The sequence below is a fragment of the Acetobacter estunensis genome (assembly GCF_011516945.1).
In the GTDB taxonomy this organism is placed as follows: Bacteria; Pseudomonadota; Alphaproteobacteria; order Acetobacterales; family Acetobacteraceae; genus Acetobacter; species Acetobacter estunensis.
The window spans coordinates 69890-93646 of sequence record NZ_WOTH01000004.1 but is presented as its reverse complement, the minus strand read 5'-3'; the positions used below and the strand labels follow the sequence as shown (position 1 = coordinate 93646).

Genomic DNA, 23757 nt, shown 5'->3' with positions numbered 1-23757 from the left:
CGTCGGACCACCCGGCCACCCCAAGCTCCCACACCGGGAAAAGGTGGCCGGGCGGTCCGGCCCGAATGCATCACGCCACGAACATCCTGACGTCTCACGCCATCTGTCCGCACCTGCCTGCAGCTTCCTTGTAGGGAAATATACCACAGACGAACAGGCGGAGACCAAAGACAGCCTCCGCCTGACAACCAGATCGAAAACCGGCAAGCCCGAGGAACTCGCCGGAAAGAACGGCAAACTTATTTAATTTCGACTTTTGCGCCGTTGTCTTCGAGAGTCTTCTTGATCTTCTCGGCCTCGTCCTTGCTGGCGCCTTCCTTGACGGTCTTGGGCGCACCCTCGACCAGATCCTTGGCTTCCTTCAGACCCAGACCCGTGATCGCACGGATTTCCTTAATCACGTTGATCTTCTTGTCGCCAGCAGCGGCAAGGATCACGTCGAATTCGGTCTTCTCTTCAGCCGGAGCCGCACCACCGGCAGCGCCCGGAGCCGCAGCAACCGCCACAGGAGCAGCAGCGGAAACGCCCCACTTCTCTTCGAGAAGCTTCGACAGCTCGGCAGCCTCGAGGACGGTCAGAGCGGACAGCTCGTCAACAAGTTTGTTCAGATCGGCCATGATATGGTCTTCCCAATATAGATATCGGCTGTGATTGCACAACCCGAAACACACGGGTCATGCGCATTTTCTCTCCCCGGACGACGTTCCGCCGCACCGAGGAACGTGTCAGGCTGCGTCCGCCTCGCCCTTGCTGGCATAAGCACCAAAGACCCGGGCCAGCTGGCCGGCCGGCGCCTGAAGAACACCCGCGATGCGCGTAGCCGGGGTGGAGATGAGCCCCACCAGCTTCGCACGGAGTTCGTCGAGCGACGGCAGCTCGGCAAGCGCCTTGACCCCGTTGACGTCAAGCGTCTGGGAACCAAGGGAGCCACCAAGCAGCACCAGCTTTTCATTGGTCTTGGCGAACTCGACGACCACCTTGGCCGCAGCAACAGGGTCAGCCGACCACGCAAGCGCAGTCGGGCCCTTCAGCAGCGGCGCGATGCCGTCGAACTGGGTGCCATGCAGGGCGAGAGTGGCCAGCCGGTTCTTCGCGACTTTGTATGTCGCTCCCGCCGCACGCACCTTGCGTCGCAGATCGGTCACCTCGGCAACCGTCAACCCGTCATTGCGGGTGACGACAACCAGGGACGTCTCGGCGAACACGGACGCGAGGGAGGCGACGAATTCGCGCTTCTCCGTACGGTTCACATCCCGTCTCCATCATGACCCACCCACCGAAGCGGATGAGCCGGTTACCCAAGGACCACCGACAAAAGCCGATGATCCGGTTCGCCTGTCCTTGTCACGAACGCATGGCCCACGAGCCTGAACCCGCACAACCAGCACCCTCGTCTCCCGGTCGCGCCCGCTCCAGTTACCCGGAACCGACATTGAGGCAAAAGCCACGCCCGGTCTTGGACAGGATCGGAGCCGCACGCATGCGCACAGCCCCTGGAAGCCGGGCGACCTTTCAACCGCCCGGTATCGTTTCTCAGCCGCCGAAGGCCGCCACGTCCACACGCACACCCGGACCCATCGTGGAGGACAGGGCGACCTTCTTGAGGTACGTGCCCTTGGCTCCCGTGGGACGGGCCTTCTGCACGGCGTCAACGAACGCGCGGATGTTCTCGGCCAGCTTGTCGGCGCCGAAAGAGGCCTTGCCGATACCGGCATGGATGATACCGGCCTTCTCGGCGCGGTATTCGACCTGACCGGACTTCGCGGCCTGCACCGCACCCTTGACGTCCATCGTCACGGTGCCGAGCTTGGGGTTCGGCATCAGGCCACGCGGACCAAGCACCTTACCCAGACGACCGACAAGACCCATCATGTCCGGTGTGGCAATGCAGCGATCGAAGTCGATCTCGCCAGCCTGCACCTTCTCCATCAGGTCTTCCGCGCCGATCACGTCGGCACCGGCAGCCTTGGCTTCCTCAGCCTTCGGACCACGGGCAAACACGCCAACGCGCAGGGTTTTGCCCGTGCCGTTGGGCAGGGACAGCAGACCACGGACCATCTGGTCAGCATGACGCGGATCGATGCCGAGGTTCAGGGCAATCTCGACGGTCTCGTCGAACTTTGCCTTGGCATTGGTCTTCACAAGATTGATGGCCTCATCGAGACCATAAGCCTTGACACCATCAACAGCCGCGCGGGCAGCGGTCAGACGCTTGTTCTTTGCCATGATCTCAGCCCTCCACAACCTGCAGGCCCATCGAGCGGGCGGAACCGATCAGCATGCGCACGGCGCCGTCGATATCGTTGGCGTTCATGTCCGGCGTCTTCTGCTGGGCGATCTCGCGCAGCTGGGACATCGTCACCTTGCCGACAGCGGCAGCCTTGCCAACCGTCTGGCTGCCCTTGGAAATCTTGGCGGCCTTGAGCAGGAAGTAGGTGTTCGGCGGCGTCTTCGTGATGAAGCTGAACGTGCGATCCGCATAGGCGGTAATAACCACCGGGATCGGCATGCCGGGTTCAAGACCCTGCGTCTTCGCGTTGAACGCCTTACAGAATTCCATGATGTTCAGGCCGCGCTGACCGAGAGCGGGACCGACCGGCGGGGACGGATTCGCCTTACCCGCGGGAATCTGCAGCTTGATGTAGCCAACAATCTTTTTGGCCATATCCGGGACTCCTTGATGTTGCACCCGGACCGCGGTTCTGACGAAACCGCCCCCACGCCCGAAGGCGCACGGACGACTCTCCCGCGTTCCGTAAGAGGGCGGCCCATACGCCGGGATTTGCACAGAGTCAAGCGTTCGCCCCTCCCCTACGGCCCTGGGACATGACACAAAACCGCCGTTTCATGTTACTCTGCCAGCCGTCATGTCCCGCCCCCCATCCCGCACGCCCCGCCCTGTCGGGCCGCCCCCCGATGCCGCATCCCTTCGCGCTGCCGCCCTCGCGCATGTGGCGCGCTTTGCCAGCACCGAGCGGGGTCTTGCTCAGGTGCTCGAACGCCGGATTACGCGCTGGGGCCGCCGCGCCGCGGATGACGGGCAGGACATTTCTGAAGTGGAAGCCGCCGTTCGGGACCGCCTTCCTCTCGCCGCCACGATTGCCGCCGAAATGGTGCGTCTCGGGGCCGTCGATGACGCGGCCTTCGCAAAAGCCCGCACAGCGCGTCTTGCGCGCAGCGGCCTGTCCCGCAGGGCCGTGCAGGCGCGTCTCGCCACCAAGGGCCTCGCGCCCGAGTCGATCGAACAGGCCGTGAGCACGACTCTGGGCGATGACGAGCAGGCGCGCGAAACCGAACTGGGCGCGGCCCTCGTTCTTGCCCGCAAACGCCGCGTCGGCCCTTTTTCCAGCGACGCGCCCCGCCCGGAAAATATGGCGCGCATCGCCGGAATCTTCGCCCGCGCCGGCTTCTCTCATGACACGGTCCGAACAGCCCTTTCCATGGACCGGGAAGAAGCGGAAGACCGCATCATTGCCCTGAAAACAGCTCTCTGAAGTCACATGCCCGGACGCTTCTCCTCCCTCGCCTGCCTGCTCTCCCTCCTTGTTCTCACGGCATGCGGTGGCGGCGGGACAGGACGAAGCTGGCACGGCAGCCTCCAATGCGCGCCATGGGCTCGTGAACATTCCGCCGTCGCCCTGCGCGGGTCCGCAGCCTCATGGTGGGCGCAGGCGCAGGGACGCTACGCCCGCTCACCCCAGCCACGCCCCGGATCGGTGTTGGTGTTCCGCTCCACCTCCCGCCTGCCCGACGGGCATGTGTCCGTCGTGCGGGAGGTCCGCAATGCCCGGGCCATTCTGGTGGATCAGGCAAACTGGAATCCCGGGCGGGTGGATCACGCCGTACCTATTGTGGATGTGTCGCCGCGCAATGACTGGACGCGCGTGCGTGTGTGGTGGTCTCCCACCGGCACGATGGGGCGCAGCGTCTATCCCACCTACGGTTTCATTCTCCCCCTGCCGCCCAATGGATGGATTTCGTGAATCGGGAGTCATTGGCTTTCAGCGCGCCAGACGTGTAATGATGCAATGAGAGGGCGCGTGAATCCCGCCTCTCTGGCGGTTTTGCCCGCCATTGACAGTCAATCCGTAATGACCGCCGCCCCCGTCCGCGTTCCGCACCGCGCGACGGACAGCGCGAGGAGTCGAGGCAATGGGTAGTTTCAGTATCTGGCACTGGCTGATCGTTCTGGCCGTTGTGCTGATCGTGTTCGGCGGCAGCGGCAAGATCAGCACGCTGATGGGCGATTTCGCCAAGGGCATCAAATCCTTCAAGAGAAATCTCGAGGACGACGAGTCCATGGAACACGGCGCAACGAAGCCCGACGACCGTATCGGCGCACCGCAGCCGGGACCGGCCAGCTTCACGAGCGAGCAGCGCGACTCGAAGCCGGTTTCCAGCAGCACGCACTAAATACCCTGTTGTCGTAAGGACTCCGTGACATGGCCTCCGTTGCCATAGCGGCCGACCGGACAGCCGGAACCGGCCCTCAGGATGCCGCATGGAATGAAGCGGTCGCGCAGATCATTCGTGCCGGCCAGCGCATGGACCAGCGCGGATGGGTTCCGGCCACAGCCGGCAATCTGAGCGTTCGTCTCGCGGATGGGCGGCTCGCCGTCACACGCTCGGGCGGCCACAAAGGCTTCCTCACGCCGCAGGGTGTGATCGAGGTGGACGTGGAAGGGCGCGCTCTGCATGAGGGCGATCGGCCAAGCGCCGAGACGCTGCTGCATTGCCAGATCTATCGCCGGTTTCCCGGCCTCGGCGCTGTTCTGCACGGTCATTCGGTCGCCAGCACCGTGCTGTCGATGCTCACGCGCGAATCCTCATTGCATCTCGCCGATTACGAGGTGCTGAAGGTGTTCGAGGGGCAGACCACACACGACACCCGGCTGCCCGTGCCACTCTTCGCCAACGATCAGGACATCGCCCGTCTTGCGCGTGAGGTGGAGCCGCATCTGGCCGACATGAAGGCGGGCTACATCATCCGGGGCCATGGCGTGTATGTCTGGGGACCGGACATGGACACGGCTCTTGCCCGTCTGGAAGGGCTGGAGTTCCTGCTCGCCTGCGAACTGGAACGATGCAAGCTCAAGGGAGGCGCATCATGAGCAGCCTTCTCATCTTCAACGACACGAAGCCCGGCGAACCCGTCGTCAACACACACGATCCCGCTGTTATCGCCGCCGAACTCGCCCCCCTCAACGTGCGCTTCGAGCGGTGGACCGATGTGGAACCACCGCCGCGCGATGCGGATTCGGAAACGGTGCTGGCATGCTACGCCCCATGGCTGGACCGGCTGATGGGAGAAACCGGGGCGGGGTCAGCGGATGTGATCCGCATCGATGTGAACACACCGGGCCGCGAAGTGCTGCGTGAGAAGTTCCTCTCCGAGCACATACATTCTGAGGATGAGGTGCGGTTCTTCGTGCATGGCAGCGGCCATTTCGTGCTGCATGTGGACGGTCGCGTGTACGATATCGGCTGCACACAGGGCGATCTCATCTCCGTGCCCACCGGCACGCCGCACTGGTTCGACGCGGGCGAGATGCCCGATGTCGTGGCGCTGCGCATCTTCACTCACAAGGACGGATGGATTGCGGAGTATACGGGCGACGACATCGCCCTCCGCTTTCCCGCCGCGGTCGCATGAGCACACAACCTTCTTCTCCTTCGGTTGTCCTTCTCGATATCGAGGGCACCACCCTGCCCGTCGCCTTCGTTCACAAGGTGCTGTTCCCCTACGCCCGTCGCACGCTGCCGGACCTGATCCGCACACAGGCCGACAACCCGGTCGTCGCACAGGCGCTTGAGGAAACCCGCGCCGCCGCTCCCGGACGTGACCCGATGGAGCAACTGACGGCTTGGATGGACGCGGACGCCAAGGTGGCCCCACTCAAGGCCCTGCAAGGTCTCGCCTGGGCCGAAGGTTATGCTTCCGGCGAACTGGTGGCGACGCTGTTTGCCGACGTTCCTGCCGCGCTGCGAACATGGAAAAACGCGGGTCTGACACTGGCCGTCTATTCCTCTGGCTCAGCCCCGGCGCAGAGGCTGATCTACGGCCACACCACCGATGGCGATCTCACCCCCCTGTTCGATGCCTTTCTCGATCTGGAGATGGGCGGCAAGAAGGAAAACGCCAGCTATCGCGCCATCCTCACCCATGAAGGATGGCAGGCTGCGGATGTCCTGTTCGTCTCCGACGTGGTGGCGGAACTCGATGCCGCCCGCGAGGCCGGGCTGCGCACCTGCCAGATGGTACGCCCCGAAGACGGCACCGTCGCAGGAGACCATCATCCCGTCGCCCATTCTCTCGATGACGTGGCGCGACTCTTTCATCTGCCGGACCCGGCCGCCCGGACATGAGGGCGCATCTTCACACCGACTGGCGCGCCATCCCCGAGGAAGCGCGAGGTGCGGTTGCGGCACTTGGCAATTTCGATGGGGTCCATCTGGGCCATGCCCATCTGGTCCACACACTCCACATGGCACGACCGGACGAGCCGCTGGCCGTCGTCACGTTCGAGCCGCATCCGCGTGAACTGTTTCGTCCACAGGACCCACCTTTCCGCCTGACGCTGAGTGAGGAGCGATTTGCCGCTCTGGCCGCGTTGGGCGTAAAACACGTGTTCCAGATCCGCTTCGACGAAGCCTTCTCCCAGATGCCCGCCGAGCGCTTCGTCTCCGACGTTTTGCATGATGCACTCGGGTTGCGTCACGTCGCCTGCGGGCACGATTTCGCCTTCGGTCACAGACGCGGCGGCAACACGGATTTTCTGGCCGAACGCGCCACCGAACTGGGCATGGGCTTTACGCAGGTTCCAGCCCTGACCGACGCTAACGGTCCCTATTCCTCCACCCGCATCCGCCGCCTGCTGCAGGATGGCTATCCGGAACGGGCCGCGCAGGAACTCGGGCGGCCGTGGTCCATTCGTGGTGAGGTGCATCATGGGGACAAGCGCGGGCGGCTTCTGGGTTTTCCCACCGCCAATATCCCCCTTGGACGGCACCTTGAACCCGCACGCGGTGTTTATGCCGTAACCGTCCGACTGCCGGATGGGCGGGCCCGGTTCGGGGTCGCCAATATCGGACGACGCCCGACCATCAATGACGGGCAGGAAAGTCGGCTGGAGGTCAATCTGTTCGATTTCGAGGGCGATCTCTACGGCACCACCCTCTCGGTCGCCCTGCACGCCCTGCTCCGCCCCGAGCGCAAGTTCGACGGGCTGGACGCGCTGAAGGAACAGATCGCCCGCGACGCGCAGGAAGCCCGCGTGCTGCTGGAAGCGGAACTCTCGGTCTGAGGCTGTAGCGGAGCCGCGTCAGTCCGGCGCGCCCGCGAAGTCCTTTTGCCAGACCGTTGCCTTGCGTTCGGGCGGATTGGTGTTGCACGAGACCAGATAGACCCCGAGCACGAACGTGAAATTGGCCAGCGTGTTGAACCACGGCGCCAACGCATACAGCCCCGGCACACCTGTTCCCTGCCACGCGACATAGGCCAGAAACACCAGCGAGATCGGACGCAGCCCGAGAAACATGGTCCGCAAGGGATTCACGAATCCCGGCCGAATGAGCGCGCGCAGCCGGTTCACGCCGATATAGAACGACACCCACATGAACCAGATGAGGCCGTCGAACAGGATGTCCATCATGCCCATGTGAAAGAAGACGACCATCGCCACGGTCGCGGCCGCTGACAGCATGAGCGAGCCGAACAGCAGACTCATGCCCAACTCGAACGCGGGCAGGCGCTCGGGCAGACGGTCAGCGAGAGGCTGGAAGACCCGATCGAGAATCCACAGATCGACCTTCGATATTCCCTCGCCCGCCGTCATGCCGCGCTCCGCTCAGGCTTCGCCCTGAGGCGTCTTGGTATCGACGGCGCTCGGAAGAAAGTGCGCAAGAGCCGGCAGAAGCGAATCGGCGGGGAGGCCCGTCTTTGCGACCAGCGCCTGCACTTCGGAATTGCCTAGCACCTGACGCAGTTCATCGGGCGTGATGGGCAGGTTTTCGCCGTTACCGACCCAGGAGCGCACCTTGTCGCCCAGTCCGGCGTCATCGGCCTTGGCCACCAGAGCCTGAATGGTGGCCGGCTGGAGCAACGACTGAAGCTGATCGTTCAGCTTCGCGTGCAGATCCATACCCATCGCGTTGCCCACACGGTCCACGATATCGGTGAAAAGTCCCACTGCCGTCCTCCCTCACATTCCCTGAGCCCATACCCGTCATGCGGGCTGTTCCAGCGTGTTCGTAGCGCATCCGCAAGGGATTGGCGACAGGCCGCACACGCGATACGCTGGCACTTGGAACTGTCGGGCTTCGGTATGGAAATGGCAGTCATGCGGTCTTGACCACAAGACACGTTGCTCAACCGAGGTATCCATAGTCATCCGTTCCATGCCCTCATGATCAGGCAGACCTTGTGCCAGCGCTTCCCGGAATTCCGCTTTTTCTGATCAAGCGCCTCTCGTTCCTCAGCCATCTGCGGCCAATAAGCAGGCCGGGCGAATCACGAAATACCGCTTTTCGGTGGCTTTATGCCCCCACACCGGCAGCGCTTGGCTTCGCCGTACGCACTACAGCCGCCTGCCTCATGGCCATGGTCATCGCCATGTGGATGGAACTGGACGATCCACAATGGGCGGGCATGACGGTGTGGATCGTGGCGCAGGGTTCGCGCGGCGAGAGTCTGTCAAAATCGAAATGGCGACTGGTGGGCACGGCCATCGGCGTGATCATGTCGATCACGCTCATCTCGGCCTTTCCACAGGCGTCGTGGCTGTTCTTTCCGGCACTGGGGATATGGCTGGGCCTGTGCTGCATGCTGGCCACGCTTGTCCATAATTTCCGCTCCTACGCTCTCGTTCTGGCGGGCTACACCACCGCCATCATCGCGCTCGGCGCCGTGCCCAATCCCGACAACGTGTTCATGGTGGCGATGTCGCGCGCGACCTACATCGTGCTCGGCATCACCTGCGAGGCGCTTCTGGCCGGGATTTTTGCCCATAATCTGGCTGAAACGGCGCGACGTAACATTCGCCAGAAGCTTCGCAGCGCGCTCGTCAGCGTCTCGGATGCGCTGTCCGGACTGCTCGAAGGCAATCAGGCCGCCCTTGTGCGTTCCCGCGCCTTGTTCGGCCCCCTGCTCACGATCAACGACCAGATCGAGTTCAGCGAAGTGGAAATGGGGCCGCACGCGCATGAGGGCGATCACGCACGCGCGGCTCTGGCAGCCGTATCGGTCCTTCTCTCACGCGGGCTGGGCATGGCCGTGCGCCTCCAGTCGCTTGATCAGGCGCAGCCGGTCTTCCAGAAGACGGCCATCCTCACCCGGACCTTTTTCGAAAGCGTGCCCACACGCCTCGACCGTGACGAGGATGTGGAAACGCTCCGTCATGACCTCGCCCTTTTGCGTGCAGAATGCCGGCAGCGCATCGTTGATGCGCTGACAGAAGAAATCGCGATCGGCGATCGTTCTGGGCAGGATCCCCGTATTCCCCCGCTGCTCGATCAGCGCATCCTGCACAATGCGCTCGACGAGCTTCTGGGCGAACTGGAAATCGCCATTTCGGAGTTCGAGGCCAGCCATCAGGTCATCCGCGGCGACCATTTCCGTTTCCGCCTCCAGTCGCACCGTGACCTGCGCGAAGCCGCCTATAACGGCATCCGCGCGGGCATCGCCGTCATCGTCGCCGGGCTGATCTGGGAAGTCACGGCCTGGCCGACCGGACTGGGCTTCATCACCTTTGTCGCCCTGATCTGCGGCCTGTTCGCCACCCGTGAGAATCCGGTGCTGGCGACCTCCAACTTCCTCAAGGGTGCGCTCTGGGCCGCCTTTGTCTCGTTCTTCCTCGTCTTCCTCGTCATTCCACGCCTGTCGGAATACGAAACTCTCGTGGCGGCCCTCTCACTGCCCATGATCGCAGGCGGCCTTGCCGCACGTAATTCCGCCACCGCTCTTCACGCCGCCGCCTACACGCTGCTGCTCCCCAACTTCGTCCACACATGGAATCAGGGGCGCTGGGAAGAAATCCAGTGGTTCAATTCCACCGGCGCGGTCGTGATGGGCGTGGCGTTCGCCGTGGCGATCTTCAAACTCGTGCTGCCGTTCGACGCCGCCGCCGAGCGCTGGCGCATGCGCCGGACCATGCTGCAGGATCTGCGCGCGCTCGCCATCGCCCGCCCCATTCCGCTTGCGCAGGACTGGACCGGTCGCAACATCGACCGGTTCGCCCGCGTCATCCGTCACGCTGGCCCCACGCCATCCCCCACCATCGAAGGCTATCTGCAGGGCACACTGGCGGCCATGACCATCGGACTGAACATCATTCGCCTGCGCAACGTGCTGGCCCGCAACCAGATCCCGGCTCAGGCCCGGCTGGCGCTTCAGGCCACGATGAACCGCATGAGTCGCTTTACCGGCCAGTATGACCGCGCCTCCGGCGTCGCCCGCCGCGCCACCGCCATCCTGCGCCAGATCGAGGCCCGTGAGGAGAACATCTCCACCCGCATCGAACTCACCCGCGCCATTGCCTATCTGATCGTCGTCTCACACGAACTGGACGCGAACGCGGTGTTCCTCGACGCTTCCAAACCGTTCAAGGTCTGAGCCGAAGCGCCTATCTCCCACGCGCCTGAAGTGCGCGGATGTCGGCCACCGCCGCCTTCACCTGCATGTCGATGCCGATCCGACCCAGTTCCGCCGTTGCAGGGCGCGGATCGCCTCCATACACGCCCTCCGACACACCCGGTTTGACGGCTGCCCTCAGAGCAGTGCTGCGCACCATCGAGGGATCGACCGCCAGCATCAGGGACGTGTCGCTCAGATCCGCATGGGTGCCGATATCCGCACCCAGACCCTTCGCCCGCAGCGCCTGCGCGTAAGCGCCACCCACCACGGTGTAATAGCCGTCGCTGCAGGCAGCATGGGCACCACTGGCCGCCCATGCTTTGTCCAACTCCGCGGCCGTCCGGCACATGTCACGCCGGTAGCCGCCATGGTCTCCGATAAAGACCACCAGCCGGAACCCCTGCACACGGAAACTCTCCGCCGCCCCTTTGAGCAACCCTGTAAAAACGGAAGCCGGAATGGAAATGGTGCCGGGGAACCGCATGTGGGACGTGCGCGGCGACGTGCTGCCCTCCGGCACATAGGCAATCACCGGGGCCACGAGCGCATTACCCAGTTCCTGCGCGATCAGGTCGCCCAGAGCCTGCGCCCGCACGTTGTGCTTGCCCACCGCAATATAGGGACCGCTCTGCTCCGTGCCGCCAACCGGCACGATGATCGTGTCGTAACCCGCGTGAAGCGCATCGCGGATTTCCGTCCATGTCAGCCGCTGGAACTCGACCTGCGGCGCGGCGTGAGCCGCACAGGGCGCAAGAACGGAAAGGGCCGCAGCAAGCGGAAAGAAACGGAAACGACGCATGAGGCACTTTCTCTCGACACACCAGACGGTTCTGCCGGTATCGCGCCCCGTCTGTCCCGGCAAGAGGTCAGCCGATCCCCTTGCGGAATTCGCCCCATGCATCGAGTGCGCGCGCCCGTGCGCCCTTGTGATCCACAATCGGACCCGGATAGTCCCGTCCAAGCACAACGCCATAGGCCCGCAATGTGTCAGCATCCGCTTCCCACGGAGCATGGATCAGAGAGGCCGGCACCCGTGCCAGTTCCGGCACCCAGCGGCGGATATACTCGCCCTCCGGGTCGAATTTCCGGGATTGCAGGATGGGATTCATGATGCGGAAGAAAGGGGCCGCATCCACGCCTGTGCCCGCGTTCCACTGCCAGTTCACCGGATTGCTGGCCGGATCGTGATCCACCAGCGTGTCAGCGAACCAACGCTCCCCTTCTCGCCAGTCGATCAGCAGATGTTTCACGAGAAACGACGCCACCACCATCCGCACGCGGTTGTGCATCCAGCCGGTGCGCCACAATTCGCGCATCCCGGCGTCCACCAGCGGATAACCTGTGCGACCCTGCTGCCACGCCGCCAGCCCCTTGCTGTCCGTGCGCCACGGCAGCGCGTCGAACTCCGGGCGTAGATTGCGCATCGCCAGATCTGGGCGGTCGAACAGCAGCGACCACGCAAACTCGCGCCAGCCCAGTTCGGCAAGGAACTTGTCGGCTGCCTTTCCAGATCGTTCGACCGCCTGCCATATCTGTGCGGGCGTGATGTGCCCGAAGCGCAGATAGGGTGAAAGCCGAGACGTGGCGTCCTGTGCGGGGCGGTCGCGTTCTTCCGCATACGCTTCCACGTCCGTATCGAGGAACGCTGTCAGATGCGCGCGCGCTTCCTCTTCACCGGGAATCCACGCGTCGCGCAGGCCACCTGCCCAGTCGGGCGACGTCGGCGTCAGACCCAGACGGTCAAGCGGGACAAGATGAGGCTTCATCTCCTCCGGCAACTCCACAAAGGAAAGAGAGGGCGGTTCAGCAACCGGCACACGCGGCGGTTCAGCGGCCCGTACAGCACGCCAGTACGGTGTGAACACCTGAAACGGCGCGCCGCCTTTCGTTCGGACGGTCCATGGCTCGTTCAGCAACGCGCCCGCAAAACTACGGGCAACGATTCCCTCTTCCTTCAGAGCCGTCTTGAGGGCGGTATCGACCTCCCGCCCCACCGGATCGTAGCGACGGTTCCAGTGCACCGCCTGCACGGCGGCCACTCGCGCAAGGTGAGGAATCACCTCCCTCGCCGCACCACTCAGCACATGAAGCGCGCCACCCCGCTTTCGTAGCGCGGAATCGAGCACGCGAATCGCTCCATCGAGCCACCACCGCGCGGCTCCGCCGGGAAGCGCTGCCTCCTCCAGCACAAAGATGCACAGGAGAGGACGCTCCTCCTGCGCTGCCGCCCACAAAGCGGCATTGTCGGTCAGGCGGAAATCCTCACGAAACCAGAGGAGTACGGGCGATACAGATGTCATGCCCAAGGCTCTAGCCTGCTCTGGAAACCGCGTCGATCAGACACCGCACTGCCACTGTTTTCACAGTGTGGGAGAGGTGGTTCCCGTCACACGCCAGATCACGCCCCCCGTGTCATCGGCCACCAGCAACGCACCGCTACGGTCCACCGTCAGCCCCACGGGGCGACCATGCGTGTGCGTCTCGTCCGGCGTGAGAAAGCCGGTCAGCACTTCCTTCGGCAACCCTTCGGGACGGCCATTCACAAACGGCACGAACACCACGCGATACCCGCTCTTGGGCCGGCGGTTCCACGAACCATGCTGGGCCACGAACAGGCCCTCGCGCCATTCCGACGGCAAGGCCGTCGCCTCCATGCCAAACGCGATGCCCAATGACGCGGTGTGCGGTCCAAGCGCATAATCCGGAACAAGGGCTTTTGCGACGGCGTCAGGGTTTTCCGGCTTCACGCGAGTGTCCACATGCTGACCGTAATAGCTCCACGGCCAGCCATAGAACGCCCCCTCCTTCACCGCTGTGATGTAATCCGGCACCAGATCGCTGCCGATCTCGTCGCGCTCGTTCACGGCCACCCACAACGCCCCTGTCTGTGGCTCCCACGCCAGACCGTTGGGGTTGCGCAGGCCGGTCGCATAGGGGGAGAGTTGCCCGGTCGCGAGATCCAGCCGGTCGATCCGCGCGCGCCCCTCTTCCGCCGCCAACCCGTTATCGGCCACGTTACTGTTGGACCCGATTGTCACGAACAGGGAGTGTCCATCGGGACTGGCGAGGATGTTCTTCGTCCAGTGATGATTATAGCCCGAAGGCAGGTCCACCACCTTGCGCGGGGTGCCGGTAATGCGCGTGTCCCCTTCGTGATACGGCACGCTCACGATCGCATCCGCGTTCGCGATGTAGAGCGTGTCCCCCACCAGCGCCATCCCAAAGGGCGAGTGCAGATGCTCAAGAAACACCTCGCGCACATCCGCCGTGCCGGTGCCCTTGGTGTCGCGCAGAAGAATGATGCGGTCAGGGCTGGGACCGCCCGCGCCGACCTTTCCCATCACCACCCCTGCGATGCGGCTCTTGATCGATTTGACATCTGTGTCGGGTGAAGTGCTTTCCGCCACGAGAATGTCGCCGTTGGGCAGGCGATAGAGCCAGCGCGGATGATCCAGCCCCCGCGCGAAAGCCTGTACATTCAGGCCGTTTGCCGCCACCGGGCGTTCGGTGTTCTTCCACCCTATGGGTGTTGCGATGCTGATGGTGGGCAACACGGTCTGATTGGGCGCAGGCAGGATAGGATGCGGGCCGACGCCTTCGTCGACATGCAGCGTGGCTTCCTCCGCATAGAGCAGCCGGTCTCCCGTCATCACCACGGCCAGCACCACAACAACCATCGCGCCACCCGCGACCATGCCCCACCGTTTCCACACCATGCGATCGCTCCTGCCTGTTTCGGACTACCGTGACTGCTGCGCGATATGTCCGTCCGCTCTCAACGCAGATCTCTCCATGGGTTTTCCCAAAGCACCATCATTACTTACTGTGGCAACGCAACTGGCGAAGGCACGTTCATGCTGAACCTCTTCTCGATCTCTTCGAACGAGCAGCCTTTCGTTTCGAAAAAAGACCGGCGCAAGCAGGAAGATAAAGCCGCCAGAACACCCCGCACTTCCCCATGCCCTCCGGCGCTATGGTGATATTTTTCATTGCAAAATCCACAATATTTGCAGGAACGATCTCATGACCACGCCCTCCATTACGTTCGCCACCTCCGTTCCACCCGTACTTCATCAGCGCACACTGGAGGCCCGTCATTTCCGCATGTGGCTGGAAAAGACATCCACCGACTTTGAGCTTCGCGCCGTTCTCGTGCGCGACATGCTGATGTTCGGCTCACGGGTGGGATTCATCGTGGTGGAAGCCGACGCCCGGCACGACGGGGCGAAGATGCCCTGCTACGCCATTCTGCGCGGCCCGACCGTTTCCATCATGCCCGTCATCACCATCGAAGATGCTCCAACGGAAAAGCACGTCGTACTCGTTAATGAGGCGCGCCTCCCGGCAGGCCGCATGGTCGCGGCACTTCCTGCCGGGATGGTCGATAATGATACGGTGGATGTGGCGGCGTTGCAGGAATTGCACGAAGAAACGGGCATCGACCTCACCCGCACAAGCCATCGTCCTTACCGGCTGCGCGAGGAACCGGTTCTCATTTCTCCCGGCGGCAGCAATGAAGAAATGACGCTCTACGCCGTGGACATCACGCTCACACGAGCTGAAATGAACCAGATGATGGGCCGCAAGGAAGGACTGGCGAACGAGCACGAGCACACAGCCGTTCTGGTCGTGCCATTGGACGACATGCCCCGTCACACGACCAACGCCCACTGTCTTCTGAGCTGGTTTCTCTACCGGGCGCGTGCTGTGACCGGTCGCTGAATCTCCAATAAAAAAGGGAGAGCGCTGCTCTCCCCTTTCCGTCCTGTTTTCCAAGATTCCGCTGTTACTTCTGCGGATATTTGAAGGTGAAGGTCTCGGTAAACGGCTGCCAGAATCCCGGCGTGCCCGTCTCCTTGTCAACATGATGCAGGAAACCATTCACCTCGGGAGAACTGTAGGTCAGCACCACGGTGTAATCGCCGGGGCCATCCATCTTCACGTTGTTGGCGTAGTGCGGGCCGTCCTTGGCGGTCATGGAACGCATGGTGCCCGCCGCCTTGAAAGACGAACCCTTCTTGGTCAGCGTGTAATCGATCTTGAGGTACGGAACCCACGCCCCCTCGGGGAAACCCCACTGGTTGTCGGCTGTAGCATGCACATCCGTCTCCAGATGGATCACATCGTCACCCATCGGCATGTCCGCCGGCATGGGCGCCATCTCGATGCCCACGAGATAGCTTGAGGCGATCTCCATATCGTGGGTCTGGACCGGACCGCCCACTGGATATTCGCGGGCCAGTGCTGGAGATGCGAGCAGCGCAGCGGCAAGCCCCGCCGCGGACAGGACGGGAACAGCTTTTTTCATGACCGACCTCTTTTCAAAATGAAGACAGAAGAACCGCTTCAGCCTGCGACGGATTGCCGCCGCATCGGGGCTTTGGGAAGCTGGCGACGTACGACGCGCTCGGCCACGAGAAGGGCAAGCAGCGTCAGCACCCACACGAGAACCTGAATCCCCATCGGGCGATCGGAGTAGCCAAACAGCGCCTTGGCCGCCCGTCCGATCATGCTGCCGTCCGACAGCAGCCACGAGGAATCCCATAGGTCGAAACCCAGAGCAGGGATCAGGTCGTCATTGGCAAGAAGGGCGGCGGCCTGACTGGCCATCCCGGCCGCCAGCAACGCCACCAATGTATTCGTCACACTGAACAGATGCTTGAGCGGGATAATGACAAGCCCGCGATACAACGCCCATGAGAGGGCCGCACCACAGGCCACACCCAGTAGTCCGCCCAGAATCATGCTGGCCGCACTCTCATGCGCCGACACCGCGATTCCATAGAGAAACAGCACGATTTCCATGCCCTCGCGCAGTACCGCCACGGCCACGACCGTCGCCATGGCGAAGAGGGATTTGCTGCCCGAAGACACCTCAGCACCGAAGCTCTTCGCATTCTGTGCCATCTCGCGTCCGTGCCGGGACATCCAGATGATGTGCCACGACAGCATGGCCACCGCGAGACACAGAACGAACGCCGAGAAAATGTCCTGTCCGTTGCCCGAAAAAGCCTGCGAGAGCGCACCGGCAAAACAGGCCAGCAGAGCCGCTCCCGCCACGCCCGCGCCGATGCCGCCCGCCACCCACCAGCCGCGTCCGGGAATGCCGCGCGTGGCTGCCAGCACGATCCCCACAATCAGACCGGCTTCCATCACTTCACGAAAAACGATTATCAGACTTCCGAGCATGACTTATTTCCCCACCGCCGTTACGGTGCCGCGCGCCTGATCAGGGTGATAGTCGTCGAAGAAGGTGTAGGTGCCCGGATGAAGAGGACCTGCGTGGACCCGAATTTTCCCGCCCGACACAATGATTTTCTCAAATTTCATGTCGTAGCTCTCGAACTCGTCAGTCGTGTCATCCTGATTTTCAAGTTCGATGAAAAACCTCTCGCCCGCCGGTACTTCAACATGATCAGGCGTGAAGTGATGGTCCTTGAGCGTGAGTTGCACCACGGTCTGCGCATTCGCCGTGCAGGACAGGAAGATCAGGCAGAAAGGCAACAGATGGCTGAGGCGCATAAGCGGGTCTCCGGTCGTCTTGATGTGCATCGCTATTAAGAATAATTATCAAAGTCAACGTACAGTTCGGGGAGCACCCAGCGTCATCATGTCTTCCACCCATCCGTTGGCCTTCATGCGGCTCCCCTATCCGCTGCTCACCGCACTCGACAGCCGGATGTACCATTTCTGGCTACAGCCGGTTCACTACATCATCCGAATGCTGCACATCCTGTCGTCAGCAGCGTTTTTCGGAATCGAGCTTCTATTCGTGCTGGCGGTGGCACAGAATCTCGATCGCCATGTACTGACATCCATCTCACGTTTCATGATGCGTCCACTGCATTGGAGCTTTGCAGTCGTGATGGCCACCGGCGTGCTGCTGTTCTTCTACGACCCCGTGCGCGTGGGCAGCCGGGCCTATCTCACGCCCAAACTGCTAGCCATCGCACTCGCCCTGCTCTCGGCGCGTCTCGGTCATCGCGCCATTTTCCGCCCGATCGTGACCAGCGAACGCTCCGTCCTTCCCTCATGGTCAGGCGTGTTCTGCATTGCCAGTTGCGTGCTCTGGATCGCGGTGTTCGTGTTCTCGTGCTTCAACACCGAGGGCGTGCCCAAGGTCTATCTGCGCCACTATTTCTGAGTGATGACGAAAAGCTCAGCGCCAATCGGCGGGGTTTGAGGGCGGCTCCACAGGCCGCCCCAGCGACACAGCATGAGACCATTTCCGTCCCGTCATAACAAAATGACGGCCGCAATGGTCCATGCGTTATGCGGATAATCGAACGCCTCAGCATGGGAATGCACAGGGGATTAAAGTCAGTCACAGACACTGGCGGCCCAACCAGACGCAAACATTGCGACGGCAAATCCATAAGGATGCGCGCAGCGAACAGTGAATACGATATATTTTTGCGGAGGAAATGGTGGAAGAGGTTGGATTCGAACCAACGTAGGCGTACGCCAGCGGATTTACAGTCCGCCCCCTTTAGCCACTCGGGCACTCTTCCGTTGGGGCGACGGATTAAGGGGCTTCAGGGCGTCTGTCAATGTGCTTTGACGTTTTCCCTGCTGCGGAACGTGATGACGGGCCGCCCAGACCAGCGTATAGCACCCGATCATGCGCACACCTCCCCCACACGCCCGTCCCGACGCGGCATCCTCCTCCCGTAAGCCTGCACGCCGCCATGGACGCGGACACGGCAAGTCGGGCGGTCCCTACTGGATCTCCGGTATCCACGCGACACAGGCCGCTCTAGAGAACCCTCACCGCACGATCCAGCGCGTCCTCCTTTCCCCCGAAGCGGAAGCCGATTTCGTCGCGCGTCTGTCTGTTCCGCTCCCACCGCATATCGAACGCGCCGACAAGAGCCGTTTTACCGCCCTTCTGGGCGCGGATGCGGTGCATCAGGGGGTTGCGGCCCTTGTCGAACCGCTTGAGGGCATCGCGCTGGAAGACGCCATTGAGCGCCCCGGCCCCGTGCTGGTGCTCGATCAGGTGACGGACCCACGCAATGTCGGCGCCATCCTGCGCTCGGCCGCCGCCTTCGGAGCGGCCTGCGTTGTGGTGCAGGACCGCCACGCGCCGGAAGAAGGCTCCGCGCTGGCCAAAGCCGCCTCGGGCGGACTGGAGATTGTGCCGCTGGTGCGCGTGGTCAATCTCTCGCGTTGCCTTGAGACCCTTCGTCAATGCGATTTCTGGACGATCGGTCTGGATGCCGGTGGTAACCGTCTGGATGGCGCATCCCTCCAGGGACGCCGCACCGTGCTCGTGCTCGGCTCAGAAGGCGATGGTCTGCGCCGACTCACCCGCGAGAACTGCGATGAGATCGCGGGACTTTACATGCCGGGCACGATGGAGAGCCTCAACGTCTCCGTCGCTGCGGCCATCGGATTATACGAACTCGTACGGACGCGCTGAGTCCTGCCGGTTGTTACGCTGGTCCGTCAGAGACGGATCAGCGCCAGAACGTAGACGATCACAACCATGGCGAGCACGAAACCAATCAGGCCGAAAAGACGACCTTTCTGACGACGTGTCAGTTCAGCCTGCTCAGCGGCGGTCAGATCCATGGATGTCGTTGTCATGAAAGCCATCCCATCAGGGCGTGATCGGCGAGCAGGCCGCAAAACAGCAGGAACAGATAGGCCAGCGAAAAGCGGAACGACACGCGCGCCGCCTTGTCCCCGTTCAGACTGACACCGCCCGCATCCTGCTTTTCACGCAGTACGCGCACGGCGCAGGCAATGAAGCCAAGCCCGAGCGCCAGCGCCGTCACTGTATAAAGAGGTCCGCTCAGACGCAGAAAAGACGGTACGAGCGACACAGCCAGAAGCAGCACCGTGTAAATCAGGATCTGCCAGCGTGTATGACGCGCTCCCTTGACCACCGGCAACATCGGAATACCGGCGCGCCCATAATCCTTGCAGGCATACAGCGAGAGCGACCAGAAATGGGGGGGCGTCCACAGAAAGACAATGGCGAACATGACGATGGGCATCACGCTCATGGAGCCGGTCGCTGCCGCCCAACCGATCATGGGCGGGAATGCCCCGGCCGCACCGCCGATCACGATGTTCTGCGGCGTCGAGCGCTTGAGCCACATCGTGTAGATCACGGCATAGAAAAAGATCGAGAACGCCAGAATACCGGCCGCCAGAGCGTTCGTCGCCAGCCACATCAGCGCCACAGAGAACACCGACAGACCCAGCCCATAGGCCAGCGTTCCATCCGCGGGAATACGTCCGCCCGGAATGGGGCGCGTGGCGGTGCGCTGCATGACGATGTCGATGTCGCGGTCGTACCACATATTGATGGCACCAGCCGCACCTGATGCCAGACAGATGCACAGGATGCTGACAGCCGCAATCACCGGATTCATGTGACCCGGCGCCATGAACAGACCCGCCGCCCCTGTGAACACCACCAGCGAAATCACACGGGGCTTGAGAAGCTGCACCCAGTCATGCGCCTTTGTGCCGACGCGCGCCGTCTCGAAACGAGGCCGTGCGGGACGCCCCTCTGCAACAGCGCCGCTCACCGGCCGATCTCCTGGGAAGTCACCCGGGCCGACACAGCGTTGCGCATCGTTCCCAGAAGAACGGCGGCCAACATGATGAGCGAAGCCACCATCAGACCGCCACCAAGCGTTTTCATGACGTCATTACCGCCCGCCAACACCACGCCAAAGAACATGAGAGCGAACTGAATCTGCGCCAGACGGGCCGGATAACGGCCTTCAGTCCGCGCATCGATCCAGCCATACAGCGCGCCGAACAGAACGAAAGCCGCACCGTTCAGAACGGCCATATGCACGCCCTGCCCTGCCCAGCCTGCCGCAAGCAGCACGAAAAAGCCGGAAGCCCAGAGCACGGGCACACCGGACTGCGCTCCCAGCGCCACCTTCCGACGCCACAAAGCCGACACCCAGATAAAGGTGAACACAATCGAGGCCATCGCGGCCAGAACATTGCTCTCCGTGACAGTGACCGCCTGCGAGACATGGGCAAGATTTGCTTGCGCCCACAGCACAGGACCACCCAAGCCAGCAATGGCGGAGACCGCCACCGCCAGATGGCGCGCACGATCCGTCGTCGGTGCAAGTGCCTCGAACAGACGTGCGGCCATACCGAAGGCCGCCACCAGCACGATCAGCGTCAACGGCGGTGCAAACGAAACGATGGCCTGCCCCCCGTTGATGAGTGCTCGCGTGGCGGACGCCGCCAGAACCGGTGCGACGAAGAGCAGGCCGCAGGCGGCCAGAAGCTGCGTCCAGACAAAAATGGAAAAGGGCGCCAGAACGACGGGATGATCGTCACCACGAGGCGCCACCACGCCCGGGCCCGCATGCGAATCCAGAACAACGCCCAGCGTGGTCGCCGCGAGAAGTGCTGCACCTGCACACCAGACCACCACACCGAGCGGCGCGACAGTCCCGGACGCCGCAAGAAAAATGGGTAAGGAAAGAGCGATCAACCCTAATGCGACGACATCGAACGGTTTTACGAGACGATTCGCGCTGGATGAGGCCCCTATCAGATCCTGCCTCAGGAACAGGCGCCCAAAACCACCGAGAAAAGCGGGCACACCGACAAGCAGCAACATGGCCGCAGGGTGAAACCGGGCAATCGCTTGCGCCAGATCATCGGGCAGAAGACCGATCTGCTGCAACAGCATCGACAGACCCGCCAGCCCGCTCACCCCCGCAGCAAGCAGCAGATACCCGGCCACAACGGGCGAAGGAACACCCCCGTTACGGCTGAAGGTTCGCTCGGCGGAGGACGTCGAAACAGCCATGGTCACGCGCATCTTTCATCAAGTCGGGAACACGTCTTCCACCTGACAGGGCGCGGCACGCCTCCGGCAGGTGGGTGGAAAACATCCCACCCTACCGAAAATTCATGCAACCAGAAAGCGTCATCCCCTCATGCCGCCACAAGCCAGCCCTGTCCGTGACGCGCAGGCAAACCCGGAATGCGGGGATCAGGCGACTTTTTCCTGCGCAGCAGAAAGGTCTTCCTGCCGAAGCGTGACGAGGGTGAACAATCCGGCAGGGGGCACAGGCTCGATACGCGCCCGCGCGATATCTTCCGGAGGCAGAAGCGCTTCCATCGCAAAGTCGGGGTGCCATCCCAGAGAATGGGACGCCCGCGCCATGCCACGCTCAATCGCTCCGCGCACACCATGGGGCGTCAGGAAATGATTGACGAACAGGATATAACCGTCGGGTTTCACAACGCGCTTGAGTTCGGTCAGCAGGCGGCGCGGATGCGGCACGACAGACGCCACGAACATGGCCACCGCGATGTCGAATGAATTATCCGCAAAGCGCGTGTCCTCAGCGTCCATTTCCAGCAACGCATCGACATTCGTCAGATGATCGCGACGCACGCGCTCACGCGCGCGCGCCAGCATATCGCCCGAAAGATCGATTCCCGTGACCCGCTTGGCCGCAGTGTAATGCGGCAGCGCAAGCCCCGTTCCCACGCCCACTTCCAGAACACGACTGCCCGGCAGGCGATTGACGGCTGCCACGGCGCGCTTGCGCCCGAATGCGGAAATACCGCCAAAGACGGTGTCATACACACCGGCCCAGCGTCGGTACGCGGCCTTTACGGCATCGGCGTCCAGAGCAACCTTCGGCCCGTGCGCCTCTCCCTGACGAGACACGTCTTCCGCCGACTCGCTGCGGACCCTCTGCAAGACTTCGTTCATCACGCCCCATTTGCCCCAAGTTCAAACCCGCAAACACAGACCGGGGCATTCCGCAAAGGACGGCCGTGCTCAGAGTTCGGCGCGCACATTGCCACAGCCGCGCACAACCACCAACCCTGCATCGCTCTTCCACCGTCTCGCTCTTCTTTCACGCGGATCATTCTCCTACACTCAGGAAATGCACTCCGGCATCACGCCACGAAGACGATGCCGCCATCCACGCACGAGAGGAGTCACACCGTGCAGATAATCCTTATTCTTCTCTGCATCGTGATCTGGGCCTCCATGTTTGGTTTCTATTGGAGAGAGCCACTCTACAAATGGCTGGATAACAAGCTGGATTTACAGAGATTTCACCGCAAAAAAGAGGAAAAGACCTGCTGCATCAAACCCTCTGCCGAGGAGCCGCCCGCAGGCTGATCCATTCGTCAGGTCGTCAGACGCGCTTCGATGCAATCCCACAACGTGGCCGCCGGATTGGTGCCGTCGAAACGCGCGAGTTCCTGAAGGCCCGTGGGGGACGTCACATTGATTTCCGTCAACCAGTTCCCGATCACATCGATTCCCACGAAGATCAGCCCCCGATCACGCAGCATCGGACCGATGGCCTCACAGATTTCCTGATCGCGCGGCGTCAGTTTCACCGGTGTCGCCACGCCGCCCACATGCATGTTCGACCGCGCCTCGCCCTCCGCAGGCACGCGATTGATCGCCCCGATGGGCACACCGTCCGCCAGAATGATGCGTTTGTCCCCCTGCCGAACGGCGGCTTCATAGCGTTGGATCATCAACGGCTCGCGTGAGCGGGCAAAGTGCATCTCCAGAAGAGCGTTAAGGTTCTGGTCGTCCTCACGAATACGGAACACGCCGCTGCCGCCATTCCCGAAGAGCGGCTTGACGATGATGTCTTTCCAGCGATGGCGGAACGCGCGGATTTCATCTGTGTCCCATGTCACCAGAGTCGGCGGCATCAGTTCCGGATAATGGGTGACCAGCAGCTTTTCCGGGGCATCGCGCACCGAACGCGGATCGTTCACCACTAACGCACGTCCCGGCCCAACGCCGTGCACATGCTCAAGAAGGTGAGTAGCGGTAATGTAGGCCATGTCGAAGGGCGGATCCTGACGCATCAGGATCACGTCCATGTCGCCAAGGTTGCTCCGCACCGCCTCTCCGAAAGTCGCGTGATTGCCCTTTTCACGCCGGACCTGGACTGGACGCACCCGCGCCGTCAGTTGCGTGGAGGTGCCATGACCGCCTTCCAGAAGAGCCATGCTGTTGACTTCATAGACAAACAGGCGGTGTCCGCGTGCCTGCGCTTCCAGCATCATGGCGAAGGTCGAATCACCATTGATGTCGATCCCCTCCAGAGGATCCATCTGCACCGCGACATCAAGCCCTGAAGTCATGA

29 protein-coding genes and 1 tRNA gene are annotated in these 23757 nt (G+C 62.5%); 12 read left to right on the top strand and 18 right to left on the bottom strand.

The features are described from left to right. Positions 1-239: 239 nt before the first annotated feature. The 4 genes from rplL to rplK all read right to left on the bottom strand — a co-directional run bounded on the left by rplL (position 240) and on the right by rplK (position 2665). Entirely contained in the window at positions 240-617 is a 378-nt protein-coding gene (gene rplL, locus GOB87_RS03415; RefSeq protein ID WP_166313146.1) for a 50S ribosomal protein L7/L12, read from the bottom strand. Between the two features lie 108 nt (positions 618-725). Beyond that, a complete protein-coding gene (gene rplJ, locus GOB87_RS03410; RefSeq protein WP_166313145.1) occupies positions 726-1250 on the bottom strand; it encodes a 50S ribosomal protein L10 in 525 nt (174 codons plus the stop codon). Positions 1251-1533: 283 nt separating this feature from the next. Then, the gene (gene rplA / locus GOB87_RS03405; RefSeq protein WP_166313144.1) at positions 1534-2226 is read right to left on the bottom strand and encodes a 50S ribosomal protein L1; all 693 of its coding nucleotides are present in this window, start codon (positions 2224-2226) and stop codon (positions 1534-1536) included. Positions 2227-2230: 4 nt separating this feature from the next. Then, positions 2231-2665, bottom strand: coding sequence for a 50S ribosomal protein L11 (rplK, locus tag GOB87_RS03400; protein WP_166313143.1), 435 nt, complete (start codon positions 2663-2665; stop codon positions 2231-2233). Between the two features lie 202 nt (positions 2666-2867). Here rplK and GOB87_RS03395 point away from each other — a divergent pair, with 202 nt between their 5' ends. The 7 genes from GOB87_RS03395 to GOB87_RS03365 all read left to right on the top strand — a co-directional run bounded on the left by GOB87_RS03395 (position 2868) and on the right by GOB87_RS03365 (position 7304). After that, positions 2868-3494, top strand: a complete 627-nt coding sequence (locus GOB87_RS03395; RefSeq protein ID WP_166313142.1) for a regulatory protein RecX — start codon at positions 2868-2870, stop codon at positions 3492-3494. Between the two features lie 6 nt (positions 3495-3500). Further along, a complete protein-coding gene (locus GOB87_RS03390; protein ID WP_166313141.1) occupies positions 3501-3983 on the top strand; it encodes a CHAP domain-containing protein in 483 nt (160 codons plus the stop codon). Positions 3984-4152: 169 nt separating this feature from the next. Further along, positions 4153-4413: a twin-arginine translocase TatA/TatE family subunit gene (locus tag GOB87_RS03385; protein WP_166313140.1), complete on the top strand. Its 261-nt coding sequence runs from the start codon at positions 4153-4155 to the stop codon at positions 4411-4413. A gap of 29 nt (positions 4414-4442) precedes the next feature. Then, the gene (locus tag GOB87_RS03380) at positions 4443-5111 is read left to right on the top strand and encodes a methylthioribulose 1-phosphate dehydratase (protein ID WP_166313139.1); all 669 of its coding nucleotides are present in this window, start codon (positions 4443-4445) and stop codon (positions 5109-5111) included. Then, positions 5108-5653 (top strand): 1,2-dihydroxy-3-keto-5-methylthiopentene dioxygenase, encoded by a 546-nt coding sequence (locus GOB87_RS03375; RefSeq protein WP_166313138.1) that lies wholly within the window; start codon positions 5108-5110, stop codon positions 5651-5653. The genes GOB87_RS03380 and GOB87_RS03375 overlap by 4 nt, the downstream gene beginning before the upstream one ends. After that, positions 5650-6366, top strand: a complete 717-nt coding sequence (gene mtnC / locus GOB87_RS03370) for an acireductone synthase (protein ID WP_166313137.1) — start codon at positions 5650-5652, stop codon at positions 6364-6366. The genes GOB87_RS03375 and mtnC overlap by 4 nt, the downstream gene beginning before the upstream one ends. After that, positions 6363-7304, top strand: a complete 942-nt coding sequence (locus tag GOB87_RS03365) for a bifunctional riboflavin kinase/FAD synthetase (RefSeq protein ID WP_166313136.1) — start codon at positions 6363-6365, stop codon at positions 7302-7304. Before mtnC ends, GOB87_RS03365 begins: the two co-directional genes overlap by 4 nt. An 18-nt stretch (positions 7305-7322) precedes the next feature. On the opposite strand, the gene GOB87_RS03360 is transcribed toward GOB87_RS03365, so the two are convergent. Both GOB87_RS03360 and GOB87_RS03355 read right to left on the bottom strand, forming a co-directional pair. Then, the gene (locus tag GOB87_RS03360; RefSeq protein ID WP_166313135.1) at positions 7323-7835 is read right to left on the bottom strand and encodes a hypothetical protein; all 513 of its coding nucleotides are present in this window, start codon (positions 7833-7835) and stop codon (positions 7323-7325) included. 12 nt (positions 7836-7847) lie between these two features. Beyond that, complete coding sequence (locus GOB87_RS03355; RefSeq protein ID WP_166313212.1) at positions 7848-8147, bottom strand: YidB family protein; 300 nt, start codon at positions 8145-8147, stop codon at positions 7848-7850. Positions 8148-8440: 293 nt separating this feature from the next. Between GOB87_RS03355 and GOB87_RS03350 the strand changes: the two genes are divergently transcribed. After that, positions 8441-10609, top strand: a complete 2169-nt coding sequence (locus GOB87_RS03350; protein ID WP_373320764.1) for an FUSC family protein — start codon at positions 8441-8443, stop codon at positions 10607-10609. A 10-nt stretch (positions 10610-10619) separates the two neighbouring features. On the opposite strand, the gene GOB87_RS03345 is transcribed toward GOB87_RS03350, so the two are convergent. From GOB87_RS03345 to GOB87_RS03335, 3 genes are all read right to left on the bottom strand, one after another. Beyond that, on the bottom strand, positions 10620-11429 hold the full coding sequence (locus GOB87_RS03345) for a creatininase family protein (protein ID WP_166313133.1): 810 nt from the start codon (positions 11427-11429) through the stop codon (positions 10620-10622). A 67-nt stretch (positions 11430-11496) separates the two neighbouring features. Beyond that, positions 11497-12930, bottom strand: a complete 1434-nt coding sequence (locus tag GOB87_RS03340; protein WP_166313132.1) for a cryptochrome/photolyase family protein — start codon at positions 12928-12930, stop codon at positions 11497-11499. A 60-nt stretch (positions 12931-12990) separates the two neighbouring features. After that, positions 12991-14346: a PQQ-dependent sugar dehydrogenase gene (locus GOB87_RS03335; RefSeq protein WP_373320762.1), complete on the bottom strand. Its 1356-nt coding sequence runs from the start codon at positions 14344-14346 to the stop codon at positions 12991-12993. Between the two features lie 307 nt (positions 14347-14653). Between GOB87_RS03335 and GOB87_RS03330 the strand changes: the two genes are divergently transcribed. After that, positions 14654-15352 carry an NUDIX domain-containing protein gene (locus GOB87_RS03330; RefSeq protein WP_166313131.1) on the top strand — a complete coding sequence of 233 codons (699 nt, stop codon included), beginning with the start codon at positions 14654-14656 and terminating at the stop codon, positions 15350-15352. A 64-nt stretch (positions 15353-15416) separates the two neighbouring features. Here the strand turns inward: GOB87_RS03330 and GOB87_RS03325 are convergent, their stop codons facing one another. Genes GOB87_RS03325 through GOB87_RS03315 form a run of 3 tightly spaced genes read right to left on the bottom strand, consistent with a single transcriptional unit; the run spans position 15417 to position 17152 of the window. After that, positions 15417-15938, bottom strand: coding sequence for an iron transporter (locus tag GOB87_RS03325; RefSeq protein ID WP_166313130.1), 522 nt, complete (start codon positions 15936-15938; stop codon positions 15417-15419). A gap of 38 nt (positions 15939-15976) precedes the next feature. After that, entirely contained in the window at positions 15977-16819 is an 843-nt protein-coding gene (locus GOB87_RS03320; RefSeq protein WP_166313129.1) for an FTR1 family iron permease, read from the bottom strand. 3 nt (positions 16820-16822) lie between these two features. Further along, positions 16823-17152: a cupredoxin domain-containing protein gene (locus GOB87_RS03315; RefSeq protein WP_166313128.1), complete on the bottom strand. Its 330-nt coding sequence runs from the start codon at positions 17150-17152 to the stop codon at positions 16823-16825. Between the two features lie 88 nt (positions 17153-17240). On the opposite strand from GOB87_RS03315, the gene GOB87_RS03310 reads away from it, so the two are divergent. Further along, the gene (locus GOB87_RS03310) at positions 17241-17774 is read left to right on the top strand and encodes a hypothetical protein (protein WP_166313127.1); all 534 of its coding nucleotides are present in this window, start codon (positions 17241-17243) and stop codon (positions 17772-17774) included. 281 nt (positions 17775-18055) lie between these two features. Here GOB87_RS03310 and GOB87_RS03305 read toward each other — a convergent pair. After that, positions 18056-18141 (bottom strand) — tRNA-Tyr (locus GOB87_RS03305). 110 nt (positions 18142-18251) lie between these two features. On the opposite strand from GOB87_RS03305, the gene rlmB reads away from it, so the two are divergent. Further along, positions 18252-19052 carry a 23S rRNA (guanosine(2251)-2'-O)-methyltransferase RlmB gene (gene rlmB, locus GOB87_RS03300; RefSeq protein WP_166313126.1) on the top strand — a complete coding sequence of 267 codons (801 nt, stop codon included), beginning with the start codon at positions 18252-18254 and terminating at the stop codon, positions 19050-19052. A 26-nt stretch (positions 19053-19078) separates the two neighbouring features. On the opposite strand, the gene GOB87_RS03295 is transcribed toward rlmB, so the two are convergent. From GOB87_RS03295 to GOB87_RS03280, 4 genes are all read right to left on the bottom strand, one after another. Next, entirely contained in the window at positions 19079-19219 is a 141-nt protein-coding gene (locus tag GOB87_RS03295) for a hypothetical protein (protein WP_166313061.1), read from the bottom strand. Then, positions 19216-20172: a heme o synthase gene (locus GOB87_RS03290; RefSeq protein ID WP_166313125.1), complete on the bottom strand. Its 957-nt coding sequence runs from the start codon at positions 20170-20172 to the stop codon at positions 19216-19218. The genes GOB87_RS03295 and GOB87_RS03290 overlap by 4 nt, the downstream gene beginning before the upstream one ends. Next, the gene (locus tag GOB87_RS03285) at positions 20169-21428 is read right to left on the bottom strand and encodes a hypothetical protein (protein ID WP_166313124.1); all 1260 of its coding nucleotides are present in this window, start codon (positions 21426-21428) and stop codon (positions 20169-20171) included. Before GOB87_RS03285 ends, GOB87_RS03290 begins: the two co-directional genes overlap by 4 nt. A gap of 186 nt (positions 21429-21614) precedes the next feature. Beyond that, complete coding sequence (locus GOB87_RS03280; RefSeq protein WP_166313210.1) at positions 21615-22346, bottom strand: class I SAM-dependent methyltransferase; 732 nt, start codon at positions 22344-22346, stop codon at positions 21615-21617. 240 nt (positions 22347-22586) lie between these two features. Between GOB87_RS03280 and GOB87_RS03275 the strand changes: the two genes are divergently transcribed. Further along, positions 22587-22766, top strand: coding sequence for a hypothetical protein (locus GOB87_RS03275; protein ID WP_166313123.1), 180 nt, complete (start codon positions 22587-22589; stop codon positions 22764-22766). A gap of 8 nt (positions 22767-22774) precedes the next feature. On the opposite strand, the gene gshB is transcribed toward GOB87_RS03275, so the two are convergent. Continuing rightward, positions 22775-23755 carry a glutathione synthase gene (gene gshB, locus GOB87_RS03270; RefSeq protein WP_166313122.1) on the bottom strand — a complete coding sequence of 327 codons (981 nt, stop codon included), beginning with the start codon at positions 23753-23755 and terminating at the stop codon, positions 22775-22777. Between the last annotated feature and the right edge of the window lie 2 nt (positions 23756-23757).

Excerpts from the sequence above, each read along its gene's own strand:
- GOB87_RS03340 (WP_166313132.1), bottom strand. The coding sequence starts at position 12,930 with ATGACATCTGTATCGCCCGTACTCCTCTGGTTTCGTGAGGATTTCCGC.
- GOB87_RS03375 (WP_166313138.1), top strand. The coding sequence starts at position 5,108 with ATGAGCAGCCTTCTCATCTTCAACGACACGAAGCCCGGCGAACCCGTC.
- GOB87_RS03360 (WP_166313135.1), bottom strand. The coding sequence starts at position 7,835 with ATGACGGCGGGCGAGGGAATATCGAAGGTCGATCTGTGGATTCTCGAT.
- GOB87_RS03315 (WP_166313128.1), bottom strand. The coding sequence starts at position 17,152 with ATGCGCCTCAGCCATCTGTTGCCTTTCTGCCTGATCTTCCTGTCCTGC.
- GOB87_RS03295 (WP_166313061.1), bottom strand. The coding sequence starts at position 19,219 with ATGACAACGACATCCATGGATCTGACCGCCGCTGAGCAGGCTGAACTG.
- GOB87_RS03310 (WP_166313127.1), top strand. The coding sequence starts at position 17,241 with ATGTCTTCCACCCATCCGTTGGCCTTCATGCGGCTCCCCTATCCGCTG.
- GOB87_RS03395 (WP_166313142.1), top strand. The coding sequence starts at position 2,868 with ATGTCCCGCCCCCCATCCCGCACGCCCCGCCCTGTCGGGCCGCCCCCC.
- mtnC (WP_166313137.1), top strand. The coding sequence starts at position 5,650 with ATGAGCACACAACCTTCTTCTCCTTCGGTTGTCCTTCTCGATATCGAG.
- rplK (WP_166313143.1), bottom strand. The coding sequence starts at position 2,665 with ATGGCCAAAAAGATTGTTGGCTACATCAAGCTGCAGATTCCCGCGGGT.
- GOB87_RS03345 (WP_166313133.1), bottom strand. The coding sequence starts at position 11,429 with ATGCGTCGTTTCCGTTTCTTTCCGCTTGCTGCGGCCCTTTCCGTTCTT.
- GOB87_RS03285 (WP_166313124.1), bottom strand. The coding sequence starts at position 21,428 with ATGGCTGTTTCGACGTCCTCCGCCGAGCGAACCTTCAGCCGTAACGGG.
- rplL (WP_166313146.1), bottom strand. The coding sequence starts at position 617 with ATGGCCGATCTGAACAAACTTGTTGACGAGCTGTCCGCTCTGACCGTC.
- GOB87_RS03280 (WP_166313210.1), bottom strand. The coding sequence starts at position 22,346 with ATGAACGAAGTCTTGCAGAGGGTCCGCAGCGAGTCGGCGGAAGACGTG.
- rplA (WP_166313144.1), bottom strand. The coding sequence starts at position 2,226 with ATGGCAAAGAACAAGCGTCTGACCGCTGCCCGCGCGGCTGTTGATGGT.
- GOB87_RS03330 (WP_166313131.1), top strand. The coding sequence starts at position 14,654 with ATGACCACGCCCTCCATTACGTTCGCCACCTCCGTTCCACCCGTACTT.
- rlmB (WP_166313126.1), top strand. The coding sequence starts at position 18,252 with ATGCGCACACCTCCCCCACACGCCCGTCCCGACGCGGCATCCTCCTCC.
- gshB (WP_166313122.1), bottom strand. The coding sequence starts at position 23,755 with ATGACTTCAGGGCTTGATGTCGCGGTGCAGATGGATCCTCTGGAGGGG.
- GOB87_RS03325 (WP_166313130.1), bottom strand. The coding sequence starts at position 15,938 with ATGAAAAAAGCTGTTCCCGTCCTGTCCGCGGCGGGGCTTGCCGCTGCG.
- GOB87_RS03335 (WP_373320762.1), bottom strand. The coding sequence starts at position 14,346 with ATGGTGTGGAAACGGTGGGGCATGGTCGCGGGTGGCGCGATGGTTGTT.
- GOB87_RS03380 (WP_166313139.1), top strand. The coding sequence starts at position 4,443 with ATGGCCTCCGTTGCCATAGCGGCCGACCGGACAGCCGGAACCGGCCCT.
- GOB87_RS03320 (WP_166313129.1), bottom strand. The coding sequence starts at position 16,819 with ATGCTCGGAAGTCTGATAATCGTTTTTCGTGAAGTGATGGAAGCCGGT.
- GOB87_RS03365 (WP_166313136.1), top strand. The coding sequence starts at position 6,363 with ATGAGGGCGCATCTTCACACCGACTGGCGCGCCATCCCCGAGGAAGCG.
- GOB87_RS03355 (WP_166313212.1), bottom strand. The coding sequence starts at position 8,147 with ATGGGTATGGATCTGCACGCGAAGCTGAACGATCAGCTTCAGTCGTTG.
- GOB87_RS03385 (WP_166313140.1), top strand. The coding sequence starts at position 4,153 with ATGGGTAGTTTCAGTATCTGGCACTGGCTGATCGTTCTGGCCGTTGTG.
- GOB87_RS03390 (WP_166313141.1), top strand. The coding sequence starts at position 3,501 with ATGCCCGGACGCTTCTCCTCCCTCGCCTGCCTGCTCTCCCTCCTTGTT.